The sequence below is a fragment of the Mesorhizobium sp. NBSH29 genome, from assembly GCF_015500055.1.
Lineage (GTDB): Bacteria > Pseudomonadota > Alphaproteobacteria > Rhizobiales > Rhizobiaceae > Neomesorhizobium.
This window is the reverse complement of record NZ_CP045492.1, coordinates 2,101,148-2,114,860: the sequence shown is the minus strand read 5'-3', so window position 1 is coordinate 2,114,860 and position 13,713 is coordinate 2,101,148. Positions and strand designations below refer to the sequence as shown.

The 13,713-nt window shown below is 57.8% G+C and carries 27 protein-coding genes; all 27 read left to right on the top strand.

All coding sequences use genetic code 11. The annotated features are described in order from the left end of the window. The 27 genes from GA830_RS10515 (at position 1) to GA830_RS10390 (ending at position 13,708) form a co-directional block, all read left to right on the top strand. The gene (locus GA830_RS10515) at positions 1 to 537 is read left to right on the top strand and encodes a hypothetical protein (protein ID WP_195161826.1); all 537 of its coding nucleotides are present in this window, start codon (positions 1 to 3) and stop codon (positions 535 to 537) included. Positions 538 to 540: 3 nt separating this feature from the next. Next, complete coding sequence (locus GA830_RS10510) at positions 541 to 693, top strand: hypothetical protein (RefSeq protein WP_195161825.1); 153 nt, start codon at positions 541 to 543, stop codon at positions 691 to 693. Between the two features lie 92 nt (positions 694 to 785). Beyond that, the gene (locus tag GA830_RS10505; RefSeq protein ID WP_195161824.1) at positions 786 to 1,073 is read left to right on the top strand and encodes a hypothetical protein; all 288 of its coding nucleotides are present in this window, start codon (positions 786 to 788) and stop codon (positions 1,071 to 1,073) included. Positions 1,074 to 1,313: 240 nt separating this feature from the next. After that, entirely contained in the window at positions 1,314 to 1,637 is a 324-nt protein-coding gene (locus GA830_RS10500) for a hypothetical protein (RefSeq protein WP_195161823.1), read from the top strand. Beyond that, positions 1,634 to 2,020 carry a hypothetical protein gene (locus GA830_RS10495; protein WP_195161822.1) on the top strand — a complete coding sequence of 129 codons (387 nt, stop codon included), beginning with the start codon at positions 1,634 to 1,636 and terminating at the stop codon, positions 2,018 to 2,020. Before GA830_RS10500 ends, GA830_RS10495 begins: the two co-directional genes overlap by 4 nt. Before the next feature lie 4 nt (positions 2,021 to 2,024). Continuing rightward, positions 2,025 to 2,252: a hypothetical protein gene (locus tag GA830_RS10490; RefSeq protein WP_195161821.1), complete on the top strand. Its 228-nt coding sequence runs from the start codon at positions 2,025 to 2,027 to the stop codon at positions 2,250 to 2,252. Beyond that, entirely contained in the window at positions 2,209 to 2,970 is a 762-nt protein-coding gene (locus tag GA830_RS10485; protein WP_195161820.1) for a hypothetical protein, read from the top strand. The genes GA830_RS10490 and GA830_RS10485 overlap by 44 nt, the downstream gene beginning before the upstream one ends. An 87-nt stretch (positions 2,971 to 3,057) precedes the next feature. Further along, entirely contained in the window at positions 3,058 to 3,972 is a 915-nt protein-coding gene (locus GA830_RS10480) for a hypothetical protein (RefSeq protein ID WP_195161819.1), read from the top strand. A 330-nt stretch (positions 3,973 to 4,302) separates the two neighbouring features. Then, positions 4,303 to 4,479 carry a hypothetical protein gene (locus GA830_RS10475; protein WP_195161818.1) on the top strand — a complete coding sequence of 59 codons (177 nt, stop codon included), beginning with the start codon at positions 4,303 to 4,305 and terminating at the stop codon, positions 4,477 to 4,479. A gap of 10 nt (positions 4,480 to 4,489) precedes the next feature. Further along, entirely contained in the window at positions 4,490 to 4,984 is a 495-nt protein-coding gene (locus tag GA830_RS10470) for a hypothetical protein (RefSeq protein ID WP_195161817.1), read from the top strand. Then, positions 4,977 to 5,489 (top strand): hypothetical protein, encoded by a 513-nt coding sequence (locus tag GA830_RS10465; protein WP_195161816.1) that lies wholly within the window; start codon positions 4,977 to 4,979, stop codon positions 5,487 to 5,489. The genes GA830_RS10470 and GA830_RS10465 overlap by 8 nt, the downstream gene beginning before the upstream one ends. Before the next feature lie 45 nt (positions 5,490 to 5,534). Continuing rightward, positions 5,535 to 6,527: an AAA family ATPase gene (locus GA830_RS10460; RefSeq protein WP_195161815.1), complete on the top strand. Its 993-nt coding sequence runs from the start codon at positions 5,535 to 5,537 to the stop codon at positions 6,525 to 6,527. Continuing rightward, the gene (locus GA830_RS10455) at positions 6,520 to 6,891 is read left to right on the top strand and encodes a hypothetical protein (protein WP_195161814.1); all 372 of its coding nucleotides are present in this window, start codon (positions 6,520 to 6,522) and stop codon (positions 6,889 to 6,891) included. The genes GA830_RS10460 and GA830_RS10455 overlap by 8 nt, the downstream gene beginning before the upstream one ends. Then, complete coding sequence (locus GA830_RS10450) at positions 6,888 to 7,199, top strand: hypothetical protein (protein ID WP_195161813.1); 312 nt, start codon at positions 6,888 to 6,890, stop codon at positions 7,197 to 7,199. The genes GA830_RS10455 and GA830_RS10450 overlap by 4 nt, the downstream gene beginning before the upstream one ends. Further along, positions 7,196 to 8,365, top strand: a complete 1,170-nt coding sequence (locus GA830_RS10445) for a vWA domain-containing protein (protein WP_195161812.1) — start codon at positions 7,196 to 7,198, stop codon at positions 8,363 to 8,365. The genes GA830_RS10450 and GA830_RS10445 overlap by 4 nt, the downstream gene beginning before the upstream one ends. Next, positions 8,362 to 8,841, top strand: a complete 480-nt coding sequence (locus tag GA830_RS10440) for a hypothetical protein (protein ID WP_195161811.1) — start codon at positions 8,362 to 8,364, stop codon at positions 8,839 to 8,841. The genes GA830_RS10445 and GA830_RS10440 overlap by 4 nt, the downstream gene beginning before the upstream one ends. Before the next feature lie 4 nt (positions 8,842 to 8,845). Next, positions 8,846 to 9,283: a hypothetical protein gene (locus GA830_RS10435; RefSeq protein WP_195161810.1), complete on the top strand. Its 438-nt coding sequence runs from the start codon at positions 8,846 to 8,848 to the stop codon at positions 9,281 to 9,283. Between the two features lie 37 nt (positions 9,284 to 9,320). Further along, positions 9,321 to 9,593, top strand: coding sequence for a hypothetical protein (locus GA830_RS10430; RefSeq protein WP_195161809.1), 273 nt, complete (start codon positions 9,321 to 9,323; stop codon positions 9,591 to 9,593). Positions 9,594 to 9,649: 56 nt separating this feature from the next. After that, on the top strand, positions 9,650 to 10,414 hold the full coding sequence (locus tag GA830_RS10425) for an HNH endonuclease (protein ID WP_210330828.1): 765 nt from the start codon (positions 9,650 to 9,652) through the stop codon (positions 10,412 to 10,414). A gap of 44 nt (positions 10,415 to 10,458) precedes the next feature. Beyond that, the gene (locus GA830_RS10420; protein WP_195161808.1) at positions 10,459 to 10,941 is read left to right on the top strand and encodes a hypothetical protein; all 483 of its coding nucleotides are present in this window, start codon (positions 10,459 to 10,461) and stop codon (positions 10,939 to 10,941) included. Further along, a complete protein-coding gene (locus tag GA830_RS10415) occupies positions 10,934 to 11,290 on the top strand; it encodes a hypothetical protein (RefSeq protein WP_195161807.1) in 357 nt (118 codons plus the stop codon). Before GA830_RS10420 ends, GA830_RS10415 begins: the two co-directional genes overlap by 8 nt. A 1-nt stretch (position 11,291) precedes the next feature. Continuing rightward, on the top strand, positions 11,292 to 11,645 hold the full coding sequence (locus tag GA830_RS10410) for a hypothetical protein (protein ID WP_195161806.1): 354 nt from the start codon (positions 11,292 to 11,294) through the stop codon (positions 11,643 to 11,645). Positions 11,646 to 11,648: 3 nt separating this feature from the next. Next, positions 11,649 to 11,906 carry a hypothetical protein gene (locus GA830_RS10405; RefSeq protein WP_195161805.1) on the top strand — a complete coding sequence of 86 codons (258 nt, stop codon included), beginning with the start codon at positions 11,649 to 11,651 and terminating at the stop codon, positions 11,904 to 11,906. Positions 11,907 to 11,951: 45 nt separating this feature from the next. After that, positions 11,952 to 12,596, top strand: coding sequence for a hypothetical protein (locus GA830_RS10400; RefSeq protein WP_210330827.1), 645 nt, complete (start codon positions 11,952 to 11,954; stop codon positions 12,594 to 12,596). A gap of 1 nt (position 12,597) precedes the next feature. Continuing rightward, positions 12,598 to 12,855 carry a hypothetical protein gene (locus GA830_RS19845; protein ID WP_210330826.1) on the top strand — a complete coding sequence of 86 codons (258 nt, stop codon included), beginning with the start codon at positions 12,598 to 12,600 and terminating at the stop codon, positions 12,853 to 12,855. Next, positions 12,852 to 13,190, top strand: a complete 339-nt coding sequence (locus tag GA830_RS10395) for a hypothetical protein (RefSeq protein ID WP_195161803.1) — start codon at positions 12,852 to 12,854, stop codon at positions 13,188 to 13,190. The genes GA830_RS19845 and GA830_RS10395 overlap by 4 nt, the downstream gene beginning before the upstream one ends. 41 nt (positions 13,191 to 13,231) lie before the next feature. Continuing rightward, positions 13,232 to 13,708 (top strand): hypothetical protein, encoded by a 477-nt coding sequence (locus GA830_RS10390; RefSeq protein WP_195161802.1) that lies wholly within the window; start codon positions 13,232 to 13,234, stop codon positions 13,706 to 13,708. The last annotated feature ends 5 nt before the right edge of the window (positions 13,709 to 13,713 follow it).

Here is a 13,713-nt window from a genome sequence, read left to right as displayed (position 1 = left end):
ATGAAACGCGCTCTCCCCGCCATAGCTCTCGCGCTTTCCGCCGCGACAGCCGGGTTCATCGCCCGCGTTCCCGTCGAAAACCACGTCGCTGAATTCGCGCATTTTTGCGAGCGGTCAGACACCCAAAATCCGGTCTCCGGCCTCTATGAGATCGTGACCCCGATTTGCCGTGCCGCCGATTGGCTTGTTTATGGCCACGTGCGCTTCGATATGCTCGCCTCGGAAGCGTACCAGTGCGGCTTTGCCTCCCTCGCCCCGGCGCACTTCGCGGTTGAGCCCTGCAAGGGCGAGCCGTGGCGCGACATGCCGCTCGGATCCGATGCAACCCCTTTCACCCTCGTCCAGGTTGTCCGCGCGATCCCTGTCGTCGAAGTCATCAAATCCTATGATGTCCCCGCCCAGTGCTACGGCGAAGCCTATAACCGCACCCTGCCAGACAACGGATTCTTTGCCTGCGTTGGCAACGACGACGCCGCAAAGCGCGCGTTTGCGGAATACGTTGCCCTAGAAAATGGCCTCATCGAAGGAGAATTCTAAGCAATGACCCTCTTCCTAATTCTTGCCGGCTTTATCGCCCTCTGGTCCGCACAAGCAGCAGCTGGCGCGCACCGCACCGCCATGCGGGATATCCGCCGCACTTGCCCGACACTATGCGCCGGCGACAACCGCTTGCGTGTATGGCTTGGCATGTGAGTGGCTGCGCATACTGCAAGCCCGAGCGCCCTTCCCGACAGCGCAAAACCCGACCGACCCCCGGCAACCATGCCACAAAAGGAGATTCCGCCATGGGCATCATTAGCCCCGCAGCCGCTTACGCCATCGCCTCCCAATGGGGCAGCTATATGCACGCTACCGACCCCGGCTTCGTGTTTTACACTTTCCCGCCCAACGACGCCCGCCCCATCGGCGCGGATCATCGGCGCCAATGCCTTCAGCACACCGCAGATTGCCTGTCTATCGCTTCGCAACAAGCGACCCAGGCCGGCATCAACGCCGATAATGACGAGGACGTGACCGAGCTCCGCTTACTGCGCCGCTTCTTCACCGAAACCGATCTGAGGAGCGCGCCATGAGGGACTTCCTGCGCGATCTCCTCGCACTCGCCGCCATGTCCGGCTTTCTGGCAGCGGCCGCAATCTGGCTTTCCCAAGTCCCCGCGTGAAAAGGATATTTGAAAATGATGACCCGACGCGCGTTTCTATTCACCCTCGCCGCAAGCGCGGTCGTGGCCACCCTTCCCGACGAGGAAGCCCAACCGCCTCCTTAGTGCAGCGCCAACCCCTGCAATCCCATATCCCACAGGAGAAACGTCCATGACCCGCCAGCACTGGCACGCCCTCTGGCGCGCTGTCCGAGAAGGCCGCACAAACGCCTTGCTGCCGACCATTAACGGCACCTATTGGAGCGTCGCCAAAATCCATGGTGTCGTCAGGGTTCTGCCCTCTATCATCCGTGACCGCTCGCCCCGCCAACGCGGTGCGGTCGACCTCGCCTGGGCTGTCACCTACCGAGAGATTGCCCTCCGGTGGAGCCGCAACTCGGCGGAACGCTCAATGAGCATCGCCTCGGCTCGAGCCTGCATCGCCGATGCCCGCGCCGCACGTCTCACCGCTTCAGCTTTTTGGAGGTTGCCTTGAGCAAATATAATCTCGTCGGGCCCTATGCCCGACAGGTAACGGCTTCAAAACTGAAGTTCTGGTTTGCCCTTGTGCACGAGGATGGCAGCGCCCTTCATGGCCGTTACGAGGTGCACATCGATGCCAATGACCGCGCGCTAAAAGCTCGAGCCAGGCCTGTGACTTCGCCCAAAGGACCAACGTCGCATTCGTCGCTTTTCGCAAAGTATGCCGTCCCTGAAGATCTCTCGCCTTACCCCTGCGTCGGTTATCCACGTTTTAAGGGCGACAAACTCGCCGACGCCGCCGCCACGCTGCTGGCCGGCGTTGACGTCTCAGACGCCGCCCGGGTCCGCATAGTCGGGCAGCTCCCTTCAACCAAAATCCCCATGAAAGAAGGATGACCGCATGTGGATCACAGCATGGGCGCTGACGCGCGGCCGGGATGATGTCGAGGACTTTTGGGTCGTTGGGACCGAAGCCGAGGCGCGCGTCTCCTACGAAACGGCACTCGCCAACCCAGACCTTTATGCCGCCTGCCTCGCCCCGATCGGCGAAGCGACCGAATTTCACTGGAACGAAAGGACCGAGAATGCTTCAGGCTCAGCCGACGCAACTGCTTCTCCTCCCGCCTGACATCGAGGAGGAAGAAAAGACCGAGTTCACCTTCGCGGAACTGTCCGATGAAGCGAAGGAAAGAGCACGCGACAACTGGCGGGTGGATGAACCCTGCCATGAATGGTGGGACAGCACTTACGATGATGTCGGGACAATCGCTCCGATTTTAGGCATCGACTTGGACGACAAGGTCGTGGGCAAGACAAGGGATGGCCGCGACGTCACCGAGCATGCAATTCATTTCTCCGGGTTCTGGTCGCAGGGTGACGGTGCGTGCTTCGAAGGGCGGTGGCAGCCCGTCAATGAGCCGTCGGCGCTGCTCGATGAGATCCTCTACTACGCCCCGGTGGATGGGGCGCTCCACGATATAGCGCTTGTCTTTGCCGAGCTTTCCGAACGCCACGGACCAAACAGCGATCACAATGGCCGCAGTCGCTTCACCATCAAGCACACTGGCCGCTACTGTCACGAGAATTCCGTCAGCATCGAGATGGACACGGAAGGTCCCGATGGATGCGAAGAATGGAACGAGCTTCAAGAACTGACCTGGGCCGCCGTCCAGCGCGGTCGGGGCATGGAAGGATGGGAAGATGAAGTGTCCCAAGCTCTGAGATCCTTCATGTGCTGGATCTATGGGCAGCTAGAAGCCGAACACGATCATCTAACGTCCGACGACGTTGCGGACGAGAGCCTGTCGGATGGACATCTGTTCGACGAAGATGGAGACATGATTTAAGGCGGAAAAAGGCCTCGCCAGCCACGTACAGATGCGCTACCACATGTTCACCCGCCAATTATGGCACCAATACGGAGACCTGATCTCATGAACGCTCACACCAGAATTATGCCTGTCGCCGCGCCGAACTTGCTTTCGACGCGAGCCGCCATCGTGTCCCTGAAGATATCTCAGTGGGACGGTCGCTGCCTCGATCGCAAGATCACGAATGAAATAAATGCCGCGAAGAATGCCGACGCCGACGCAATCCGCGCGAACAAGAAGCTCCTTCCAAAAGAGGCCCTTGAGGGCATTTCATCGCTGGCCGGCAAAACCCGCGATGAATTCAACACCCGCACGCTGCCGTGGATCGACAAGGGTGCCGGACGCATCATCGCAATCGAAGCGCATATGAGCCTGTGCCGGTGGCTCGGTGTGCAGAAAGTCCTTTTCGAGGGCGAAGTGAGCAAATTCCTCGCTCAGTATGGGAGCTACATCACCGATGCCCCTAAGCGGCTGGGCGATGCCTTCGACATAGCCGATTACCCGACGCCCGACGAAATCTCCAAGAAATTTTCCATGGAGATCATCACCCTGCCAGTACCCACGGCAGCTGACTTTCGAGCCAATATCAGTGAGGCCCAGGCCGATCAGATCAGAACACAGATCGAGGATCGTGTCGCAGCCGCGACACACGGCGCCGTGACCGATGTGTTCGAGCGCATCGAAAAGGTTGTCGGTCGCATGGTCGAAAGGCTCAATTCCTATAAGCCGTCAGCCGGCCGCGGCGATAAGGCGACGGGTATTTTCCGCGCCAGCCTCGTCGACAATATCCGCGACCTCGTCGACATTATGCCGGCGTTGAACATCACGGCAGATCCGAGGCTGGACGAGATGGTGCGCAAGCTTCGGCCGTTGACTCAACACGACGCTGCCGCCCTTCGCGACAGCCCTGCCCTTCGCCGCGATGTCGCAAGGGAAGCACAGCAGATCCTCGATAGCGTTTCGGGAATTCTCGCATAGGAACCCTAGCGGGTCGCCATCGCGCCCTTTTGGTTTGCCAAACAAGCATTGGGAACTAGCCAAACAGGGCACTTGGCCTTGGCCGGTTGGCCATCTCGCCAGCAAGGTAGGACCAGGAGCACCATAGGTCCGTACCCCAACCTTAGATCCCGCAAAGTGGTGCCACGTTGTAGATTTTATCAGGGATCGAACGGCAACGCAGGAGACTTAAAAATGTAACCCATTTCCGTACCCTCCACTCTTGATAGGGGCTTGTTTCGGGCCGCGAATGGCTCGGAGCAAACCTCTAGGAATTGCAACCCCTTTGACCTTTCGGAGACCCATACCGTCATGAAAATTTACGAAGGGAAGCACGGCAAATACGTCACTTTCGAAAAGACAGGCGCATACTGGACGGTTCGCCTACGTACCGGGGCTGGTGACACCGCCGACCGGATTGTGTGCGACGACTACCGCATGGCTGTTGGCTACAGAAAGGCCTTTCTCAAAATCGCCCGCGCAGCCTAAGCAACCCCCAATGAGAGGCACCCATACCATGTCTTATGTCACTGACAATTCAATCACCTATAATGGCGCTCGCTATTGGTTCAAATGGAAATGCGGGTTTGCCGGCGGCACGGATTATGAAATCCGTGAGCCAAGCGGCGAGACCTATACGGCAAGCTTGCAAACTATAATTTCCGAATATTGGCGTGAGGGTTGGTCGCAGGATGCTCTCGCCGAGATAGAGTCGCGTTTAGGCCTATTGGTTCGAAGTGTCTGCGACAATGCCGGGCAAGTCCGTCCTGAAACCATCGACGCTTTCAACGCATGGCTGGATCGAGAGCATGCAGCAATGATGGCTTACATGATAAATCAACCAGAGCGCTATGGTGACGCCGACGAATTGCGCGCGGAATTTCCAGCTCCCGAGAATGTCGCGGCGGGCCATTGGGCGAGCGGGGGATGGACACCTGTCAACGCAATGGCCCGAGCCATCCTCCCTGCGGAGATGAGTAAAGCCAATGGGTGACCGCACGCATGCTCTAATCATGATCGGTGGCCATCTGGAAACGGTAGCCGACACTGAACTGTTTCTGCGAATGATGTCTGAAAGTACGTTCGACAACCAGGACATAAATTCTTGGACCTCAGCTCTGCGAGAGGCCATCGAGGAAAACCGGTATCTTGAGGACGAAGATAGCGAAGTGAATTATGGCACCTTCGACGATTATGAAGCTGCCGTCAAAGCCGCCCCTGGGATGGGTTGTTCGACCTATTTCGATGCCGGCGGTGGATACGGCGCCGGCGTGAGAACCATCATGCCAGACAAGACTGAGCATCAATGCAGCACAGATGATGGCGTCATGGTTGGGCTCCTGGCCCTCATCGAGGCGCGAAAGAACGCCAACCCGCTCACGGCTATCGACGACTTGATCGAGAGAACACACATCGCAGCCGGCGACAGCCTTCCCAAAATGACTGCCTCTCCTTCTGTTCACTCCTACCTCAAGATTTTCGGCAGAAAAACAGCCTGACCTTTCCCCCTCGCCAAACATGGCAACAACACACGGAGACCCAAAATGGAAATGAACCTCACCGACGCACGAGCCCTCTTTAGCATCTACTTCGACGGCGACACCCCCACAATGATGTGGAGCCCGCCCGGAGTCGGCAAATCATCGCTGGTCAAACAATTCTGCATCGAACGAAAGATCGGCATGATCGACTTCCGAGCATCCACCCGCGATGCGGTTGCCCTCATGGGCATCCCGAACGTGGAAGGCGACACCACCAAATGGAAGGTTCCTGACGAGTTCCCGCAGGTTGAGAGAGACGGTGAGTCCGGGGTTCTTCACCTTGACGAGATCAATGTCGCCTCCCCCTCTATGCAGGCTGCCTGTTATGGCCTCGTTCTTGATCGGAGGGTAGGCGAGTACGTTCTCCCGAAAGGATGGCGTGTTGCTGGATCTGGCAACCGGCAAAGCGACAGGGCGGCAGCGCAGCGCATGCCATCAGCGCTCGCCAATCGTTTCGCACATATCGACATCGTTCCGCACCTCGAAACGTCGGTCAACCATTTCAATGACATCGGTCTAGACCCGATGCTCACAGCGTTCTTGCGCTTCCGGCCAGGGTTGCTGCACAACATGGAGAATCCAGAGCTGCGTTCGTTCCCAACCCCGCGCTCCTGGGAACAGGCCGCCAAATATATTGCCTTGCCCTCTGCCGATCGTCGGGGCGCAATTGCAGGCATCGTAGGGGAGGGTGCAGGCGCGGAGCTCGAGGGTTTCATCAACGTCTACAAAAACCTTCCATCGCTCGACCTAGTGCTTGCCAATCCCAACAGCGCCCCCGTTCCTTCGGAGCCTTCTGCGCGGTTTGCAATCTCGGTCGGGCTGGGTCGAAAAGTGAACGCCAAAACCTTCGATGCAGGCATGGCATATATCTCCCGATTGCCAAGGGAGTTTGAAATCATGTTCGCCGTGGACGCGGTGCGCCGAGACCCCGGCCTTTCCCATACAAAAACTTTCACAGATTGGGCTGTTCGCAACCAGGACGTGACCCTTGGCTAATAAGGCCCCTCATTGGATAACTGGGCCGGTCGGCTATGCCGGCAATGTTCTCAATCCTGCCCTGCAATGGGACTTCATCGGAGCAACAGCCCACGGCGAAGTACGCCGATGGGTGCTGGTCTATGACGCCGAGCACCGGAAGTTTCGGCATTATGGCCAGACCCTCAACGAATGGGAGCGCGGCCACATGGCCGAGCTGTCGGCGCTGTTCAGACCGGCGGCCGTCCTGCGCAGCGACCTGCCCAAAGGAACGCTCTCCGAGGCGTTTAGGGCAATGCTGCCTGCCCTAGAGATCGCGGCAGCCTCGGCACTGTCGATCACTCAGGGTTGGTTCAGACGACCCGCGATGGGGGTCGACCCATGACCCCTACCCGCAAAGCTGTGCTTGATCGCATGGTAGGCGGTCCTGTTCCCTCAAACGAGCTTTCAAACCTATGGGAGTTCGAACAGAGGCGCGAAGGCAAGGTGATCCGCAAGTTCATCCTGGGCTTCGGACTGGTGGATCGAAAATTCAGAGTTATCAGCGCCGTTCGCCGTACTTCAAAGCGCAGAAAACGGGTCGCTGTGAACACCTGCCAAGGGATGGATTCCTACCTCGTATCCCGCCTTTCGCCCGAAACTATCGCTGGCTGCATAGCGCAGTCGATCCTCATGAGAAAGGAACACGCATGAACACGCCAGTAGAAAACAAGATCCTGGCCGCGCGCACGTCGTTGATGTGGGACCACCCATTTTTTGGCTCCCTGGCCGTCCAGCTGCAGGTGGTGGACGCGACCGAAGACCCCGCCATCAACACGATGGCGACCGACGGAAAGCACCTGTTCTATGACGAGAACTTTGTGATGGGTTTGACCAAGGACGAGCTGTTGTTCGTCAGCGCTCACGAGGTAATCCACAACGCCAGCGAACATCACCTTCGGCGCCAGCACCGCAAGCCCGGCCGCTGGAACAAGGCTGCCGATTACGTCATCAATGGAGACCTGATCGAGTGCAAAGTCGGCACCATGCCGAAGGGCGGACTGTTTGAGCCGCGCTTCGTCGGCCTGTCGGCCGAAGAGGTCTATCGCATCCTCGACGATGAAAATGATGGCGATGACAGCGACGAGGGTCAAGGTGGTGATCCGGGCGGCTGCGGGGAAGTCATCGACGGCGCGCCAATGGGAGACAAGGCCGCGATCGCCGACGCTCAGGCCGACATGCAGTCCAAAGTGCGCCAGGCGGCAGCGATCGCCAAGGGGATGAACGCCGGCAGTCTGCCCGCCGGTATCAAGCGCATCGTCGATAAACTACTTCGCCCAAAAGTTGACTGGCGCGAGGTGCTTCGGCGCTTCGTCGATGAGAGCCTGACCAAGGATTCATCCTGGGCCAAGCCCAATCGCCGGTTCCTGGCTTCCGGCCTCGTCCTGCCCGGCATGGTGTCGATCGGCCTGTCGCATTTCGTGATCGCCGTCGACACGTCGGGGTCGATCGACCAGAAGGCGCTTGCCCAATTCGCCTCCGAGATCCGCGCCGCGTTTGAGGAAAGCATGATCGACAAGATGACGGTGATCTATGCCGACACCGATGTTCACCACGTCCAGGAGTTCACGGCCGGCGATATCGTGACGCTCGAGGCGAAGGGCGGCGGCGGCACGGCTTTTTCCAATACGTTCGAATGGATAGCCAAGAACGCCTCCGACGCCACCGTCATCGCATATTTCACTGACCTCTATGTCGGTGATTTTGGCAAAGAACCGGCCGCCCCGGTGATTTGGGCCGTGCAGGGCGACAGCGCCACGTTCGACCAGCTTACCGAGAATACCCCGTTCGGCGAGGCGATCTTGTTGGAGGTGGCATGATGTTGGTCCCAATGCAAGTCGGTGATTTTCTTCTCTTTTATGAGATCCAACAGTGGGAATACCTCCCAGGCACGACCCTCGGGGAAGTTATGGGAGGGGCCGTGCTCATGCTGGTCGACAACCCAGACAGTGACGCATACCGCAACTATCGCGCCACCAGCGATGCGCTCGTAGTGCTCGGCCCGGTAGAGGCGGTCGGGCCTAAGACATTCAAGGTTCCAGGGAGGAAGAGGTTGTCCAGAGCAGGGGCCGTTGCTTCGGTGTCCTCCCGCAGCCAGGTCGAGGCTCTAAAAGACCGCGTCATTCGTGTCGAGGAAGCCGCGAGAATGCGGGTCAAGGCGATCGGAGGAGAGCTACAAAACGAGCGCGATGAGCTTGAGGCCAGACTCGCCCCAAGAGGGGAAAAAGCTATTCATGAATACTTGGGAACAATCTTCTCTGTGCTGCCGCAGTTTCCCTACAGAAAACGGGGTTAGAACGATGGATGATATTGTGAAACGTTGCTTCAGCAGCCGTCAGGTTGAAGCCATCTTAGACATTGAACGAGCCACTCTGATTTGGTGGGCGGATCGCTTGCCCATAACGCCACACGGCCGCCCGGGGGCCGCCCGACGATGGTCGGTCAAAGACATTTGCGTTCTCTACCTCGCGCAGCAAATTTACAGACAGGGCGTCTCGCAACCCTTAGCCTTCCAAATCGTCGCAGTGATCGAAACTCGATTTGCGGCACTCGCATCGGAAGATGCGCCCCATTATGTAGCCGCGCTGCTGAACCGAAAAGAAGCCGATCCGCATCATGTGATGATCACTGAAGATCGGTCGGCAGTGTGGCTTTTCGTTGAGCAAGGCGGCGCGTTAATTTTCAATGCCACAGCAGTAGTAGGAGAGGCACTGGCCCGTTTCCGCAACCTCGACTAACCCCCCGCCAATCATGGCAACAATGGGAGAAATGCACATGAAAAATCGGATCACCGATCTCAACGATCACCTTTTCGCTCAGATGGAGCGCCTGGCCGAAGAAGGCCTCACAGGCGATAAGCTCGAGGATGAAATCAAGAGATCTGACAGCATGGTAAAAGTTGCCGATCAGATTGTAGAAAATGCACGTCTGGGCATTCAGGCCGCCACGCTTGTGGCGAACCATGGTGACAGGTTCCGAAAAGACCTGCCCATGCTCTCAGCGCAGCCGTCATCGGCTGTGAAGCAGATTGAGGGTGAGAAGTCGTGAAGCGAGGCAAGATCATCTATTCCAGCATCGAACTGGCATGGCTCGATGCCAACCGGATGATGGTGATCAGCGATTATCATCGCGCGTTTGTGGAAGCCTTCGGCCGCGACGATGTGAAAGCGCCCCACCTTCACGCACTGCGTAAGAGATATGGCTGGAAGGTTGGGCGCGAGCCTGGGCGCTTTGTCGGGCGACAACGAAACCGCCGCTATAGCGCGGAGGAATTGTCCTTCATAGAATCTCGGCAGTCTATGAGCCGGCGCGCATTGCACGAAGCGTTCGTGAAGGAGTTCGTGCGTTCTGACATCAAAGTCGATGACATCAAAGCGCTGTGCACTCGCAACGGCTGGAAAACCGGACGCGACGGGCATTTTGAGAAAGGCGCGACGCCGGCGAACAAAGGTAAGAAAATGCCCTTCAATGCCAACTCTGCGCAGACACAGTTCAAGAAAGGGAACCTGACCGGCCGAGCCAACGTAAACTACAAGCCGGTTGGCGCTGAGCGCCGTTCAAAGGAAGGGTACGTCGAACGCAAGGTGCACGATGGCCTTCCACTTCAATCGCGGTGGCGCGGCGTCCATATGTTGCTTTGGGAGGAAATTAACGGGCCAGTGCCAGAAGGCCACTGCCTGAAATGTCTCGACGGTAACAAGGGGAACACTCACCCTTCAAATTGGGCCTTGGTGCCCCGCGCACTGCTGCCACGCCTAAACGGAAAGTGGGGGCGCGGCTACGACGCCGCGCCGGCTGAGTTGAAGCCGGTAATCATGACCGTCGTTAAAATGGAGCACATGGCACGAAAGCTCCGACGAACAAAATAGTCGACCAACCCGCCGAGTATGGCAAAACATGGAGAAACCCCAAAATGTCCCACGTTCAATTGAATTACTACAACGACTATTCACCCTGCCGGTGTGCCGATTGTGGCAGGGTCACGCACTTTTCGGATCTCGCTGCGATCAAGGACATGGAGCAGCGTATTGATCCTGGAGAGATCGTTCCGGCAGGCGAATGCCCGGAGTGTGGCGCCCTCGCCTATGTCGACGATACCGGCCCGAATTACATGATGTTGTCTGCCTTGCATCTGGCCGAGCAATTCATGGCCGGTTTCGAGGGCGACCCGATGCAGGAAGGCATCGATGACCAACTCGCCGCGATCCGCGCCGTGCTCGCCGGTAGAAAGCCGCAGCTCGACCCCTACACCCTTAATCTCGCCAAAAAAGCCTACGAGGCGCACGACAGAGCTGGGTGGGCTTGGGTGAACGGCAGCCTCTGGGACAATCTCAACCGAGAGGCCGCTGCCCGCGTCGCGAAGCTGGCCACAAATGGGGGGCACGCAAATGGGTAAGCGCAAGCTGGACCGCCCCTCGTCATGGAAAGACTGCACCATGGCAAGTTTCGACGTGCTCAAGTCGATCGCAGACGGCCTCTCCACTGCATTCGTATGGCCCGATGAAGGCGAGTTCCGTGGAGAGACATGGCACTTCAACGATGCGCATGCCGGCGCGTTCGATCCGCTTCTTCTCGATCGGTCAACTGCCCGAATGATGCTGACACTGCACGACGCGCTGAACGATCAAAACCAGACAAAATTCCGCGAGTGGGTTGGAAAGGGTCGGGGCGAATTTGGCGCTCTCTGGGAAATGACAATGGAACGCGTGAAGATCAAAGGCTTCGCCGCAATCAGGAGTGCATGAAATGGGCGAAGCAAAGCGAAAGAAGGACAAGCTGACACCGGCGGAGAAAGCCGGCATCGCTTTCACCCACAATTTGATCAACGATGGCAGGCTTATCGTTGGTGGCTTCGCAGCCTGGTGCATGCGTCACAAGGTTGACCCTGCCACTGCGCCTGACCTAGCCCGGCTGCGGGATGCATATATGAGCGGCGCCGAGCATATTTGGACCAGCATCATGGCCACGCTCGATCCGGACGCCGACCCTACGGAGAACGACATGAGACGCATGGGCTTGATCCAGGCCGAAATTGACGAGTGGCGAGCGACCAAAATGGCCGATTTTGCCAAAGCCTATCCGACCAAGGGAACGGCGTGATTGATGGGTGCCAAGTCGATCAGCGAAGCTCTATGGGAGGAGGCCGACCGCCTCCTCCATGCTCAGTACGAGGTCGATGCTAAGGATGTCTTTCGACGCTTCAGCAACAACCAGCCGCCCATTGATAATGGGGAATGGACAATTTACTGCCAAGCGCAAATCGATGCGCTTCGCGACTATCACGCCGAAGAGCTCGGCGTGCCGCTGCGTCGCATCGAAATCGACATCGTTAAAGGTGAATACGTCCTGCTAAAACCCTGAACGACCACCCGCCAATTATGGCAAACAAGGAGACTGACTATGCCGATGTTCACCATCGAAGCGACCTACCGCGTTCCATTCTACCGGCAGACGACCTACATCGCCGACAACTTCAAGCAGGCCCTCGCCTTCGCCCTGGAGGATGACCGTTGGGACAGTCCTAAACAGGCCGTAACCGACCGAACGACCTACCTGACCCGCGCGTGGGAAGGCGTCGCAGCCTTTGAGGGCCGTGCTCTTCCTATCCCGGACGATCTTTCCAACGAGCGCCGCGGTAAGGGTTCTTACACTCACCTCGAGATGGAAGCTGCGCTTTGCGTATGGGAGTGCATCAACGATTGGACAGTTAACGCGCCGGACGGGAAAGGCGACCAGCGATGGCATGAACTTCGCGAAGGCGTCGGATCAGTTCAGATGCGTCATGCATCAATCCCGCTCGGCCAGTGGTGCCTGGAGGTCTACGACATCTGCACATCGGCCGATAAAAATTTCTTCGATACCATTGCTTATGATTGGGAGGTGATCCCGCTCATTTTGTCCCACTGCGTCGATAGCGACGGCTGCCCTTTTATCGAGCCGGCTAGTTTCCCAGACCCCGACAAAGCAGCAGGAGCGGTCATGGCCGCGCACCGGAGCAACTATGAGTTGGGCGAAAAGTTGGGCCTTACTCCGGTTTGCGAGGGGTGTTGACATGGCAAAAGGATGTCTTGTTGACGAGTTTGACAGCCAAAGTAGCCTGATAATTCCTTGGATGATTTTCCCAACTCTTGAGGAAGCGATTGAGGCTCGCAAAGGCGCTCACCCTTCATGGCCCAATCAGGTCGCCGAGATAGGCGATACACCCGCAGAAAAAATTTGCAACCGCTACGGTCGGAAGGTGTCAGCCTATGCCCTGATCGGCATGGTTCGATACTATCATGATGAGGCCCCTACGGAAGCCATCCGGTGATGGACCATTTCCCAACAATGATCACAATCATTCCGGTGATCGGCGCCAAAAAGGAGGTGTGGCTGGAAATGAAGTCCAGCCCAACTCTGAGCGAGCTGCGCGTCGTCGTCGAACCCTACCTCGACGGCCAGGGACTCGAGAGAGTGCGAGTCCTCGACTGCGAGACCTACAAAGATATGTTCGTCGGCGATGACAGCGGCGGCGGAATTCGGAATGTAAGAGCCACCGAGATTTACCGGAACAACTGGCTCACACACAATCCCGGCACGGACCCCGAGTCCCTGCCGGCGATAGCGGGCCCGGCTGTCCTTTTTCACAGACGGGTCTGGACTTAGAACTTCCACTACCCCCGCAACAATGCAGCAACGGAGAGATCATGAAACTGGAACTGAAAAACATCGAGGTCAACGAGGGTATGTCCCACGAGACCTACTGCTACTCGGCCACCCTTTGGGTCGACGGGAGCAACGTGGGAACCGTGGGAAACGCTGGACACGGTGGGTGCGACGAACAGCGCATCGAGCAGGGAATGCTGAACGGCGTGAACGCCTGGATTGCCAACAACTTGCCCCCGGCGTTCATCTCGGATGACATTGAAACGTCGTGCGACCTCGAAATCTGGTGTGCCGATCAAATTTCTGACCACATGGTCGAGCGCGACATGAACAAGGCGCTTAAGCGCAAGGTTCTCTACCGAGCCCAAGGCCGCATCTATGAAGTGCCAAAGGGAAAATTGGAGATGGATTCGCTCGTTGCGTTGCTCAAGGCGAAGCACGGCGACGACGTGCCCATTCTCAATCTCATGGCACGCGACGAAGCCATAACTCTCTTCAAGCAAACCGACGCTGCCTGATGTCC

Coding starts and splice junctions, on each gene's coding strand:
- GA830_RS10515 (WP_195161826.1), top strand. CDS start 1: ATGAAACGCGCTCTCCCCGCCATAGCTCTCGCGCTTTCCGCCGCGACA.
- GA830_RS10510 (WP_195161825.1), top strand. CDS start 541: ATGACCCTCTTCCTAATTCTTGCCGGCTTTATCGCCCTCTGGTCCGCA.
- GA830_RS10505 (WP_195161824.1), top strand. CDS start 786: ATGGGCATCATTAGCCCCGCAGCCGCTTACGCCATCGCCTCCCAATGG.
- GA830_RS10500 (WP_195161823.1), top strand. CDS start 1,314: ATGACCCGCCAGCACTGGCACGCCCTCTGGCGCGCTGTCCGAGAAGGC.
- GA830_RS10490 (WP_195161821.1), top strand. CDS start 2,025: ATGTGGATCACAGCATGGGCGCTGACGCGCGGCCGGGATGATGTCGAG.
- GA830_RS10485 (WP_195161820.1), top strand. CDS start 2,209: ATGCTTCAGGCTCAGCCGACGCAACTGCTTCTCCTCCCGCCTGACATC.
- GA830_RS10480 (WP_195161819.1), top strand. CDS start 3,058: ATGAACGCTCACACCAGAATTATGCCTGTCGCCGCGCCGAACTTGCTT.
- GA830_RS10475 (WP_195161818.1), top strand. CDS start 4,303: ATGAAAATTTACGAAGGGAAGCACGGCAAATACGTCACTTTCGAAAAG.
- GA830_RS10470 (WP_195161817.1), top strand. CDS start 4,490: ATGAGAGGCACCCATACCATGTCTTATGTCACTGACAATTCAATCACC.
- GA830_RS10465 (WP_195161816.1), top strand. CDS start 4,977: ATGGGTGACCGCACGCATGCTCTAATCATGATCGGTGGCCATCTGGAA.
- GA830_RS10460 (WP_195161815.1), top strand. CDS start 5,535: ATGGAAATGAACCTCACCGACGCACGAGCCCTCTTTAGCATCTACTTC.
- GA830_RS10450 (WP_195161813.1), top strand. CDS start 6,888: ATGACCCCTACCCGCAAAGCTGTGCTTGATCGCATGGTAGGCGGTCCT.
- GA830_RS10445 (WP_195161812.1), top strand. CDS start 7,196: ATGAACACGCCAGTAGAAAACAAGATCCTGGCCGCGCGCACGTCGTTG.
- GA830_RS10440 (WP_195161811.1), top strand. CDS start 8,362: ATGATGTTGGTCCCAATGCAAGTCGGTGATTTTCTTCTCTTTTATGAG.
- GA830_RS10435 (WP_195161810.1), top strand. CDS start 8,846: ATGGATGATATTGTGAAACGTTGCTTCAGCAGCCGTCAGGTTGAAGCC.
- GA830_RS10430 (WP_195161809.1), top strand. CDS start 9,321: ATGAAAAATCGGATCACCGATCTCAACGATCACCTTTTCGCTCAGATG.
- GA830_RS10425 (WP_210330828.1), top strand. CDS start 9,650: ATGATGGTGATCAGCGATTATCATCGCGCGTTTGTGGAAGCCTTCGGC.
- GA830_RS10420 (WP_195161808.1), top strand. CDS start 10,459: ATGTCCCACGTTCAATTGAATTACTACAACGACTATTCACCCTGCCGG.
- GA830_RS10415 (WP_195161807.1), top strand. CDS start 10,934: ATGGGTAAGCGCAAGCTGGACCGCCCCTCGTCATGGAAAGACTGCACC.
- GA830_RS10410 (WP_195161806.1), top strand. CDS start 11,292: ATGGGCGAAGCAAAGCGAAAGAAGGACAAGCTGACACCGGCGGAGAAA.
- GA830_RS10405 (WP_195161805.1), top strand. CDS start 11,649: ATGGGTGCCAAGTCGATCAGCGAAGCTCTATGGGAGGAGGCCGACCGC.
- GA830_RS10400 (WP_210330827.1), top strand. CDS start 11,952: ATGTTCACCATCGAAGCGACCTACCGCGTTCCATTCTACCGGCAGACG.
- GA830_RS19845 (WP_210330826.1), top strand. CDS start 12,598: ATGGCAAAAGGATGTCTTGTTGACGAGTTTGACAGCCAAAGTAGCCTG.
- GA830_RS10390 (WP_195161802.1), top strand. CDS start 13,232: ATGAAACTGGAACTGAAAAACATCGAGGTCAACGAGGGTATGTCCCAC.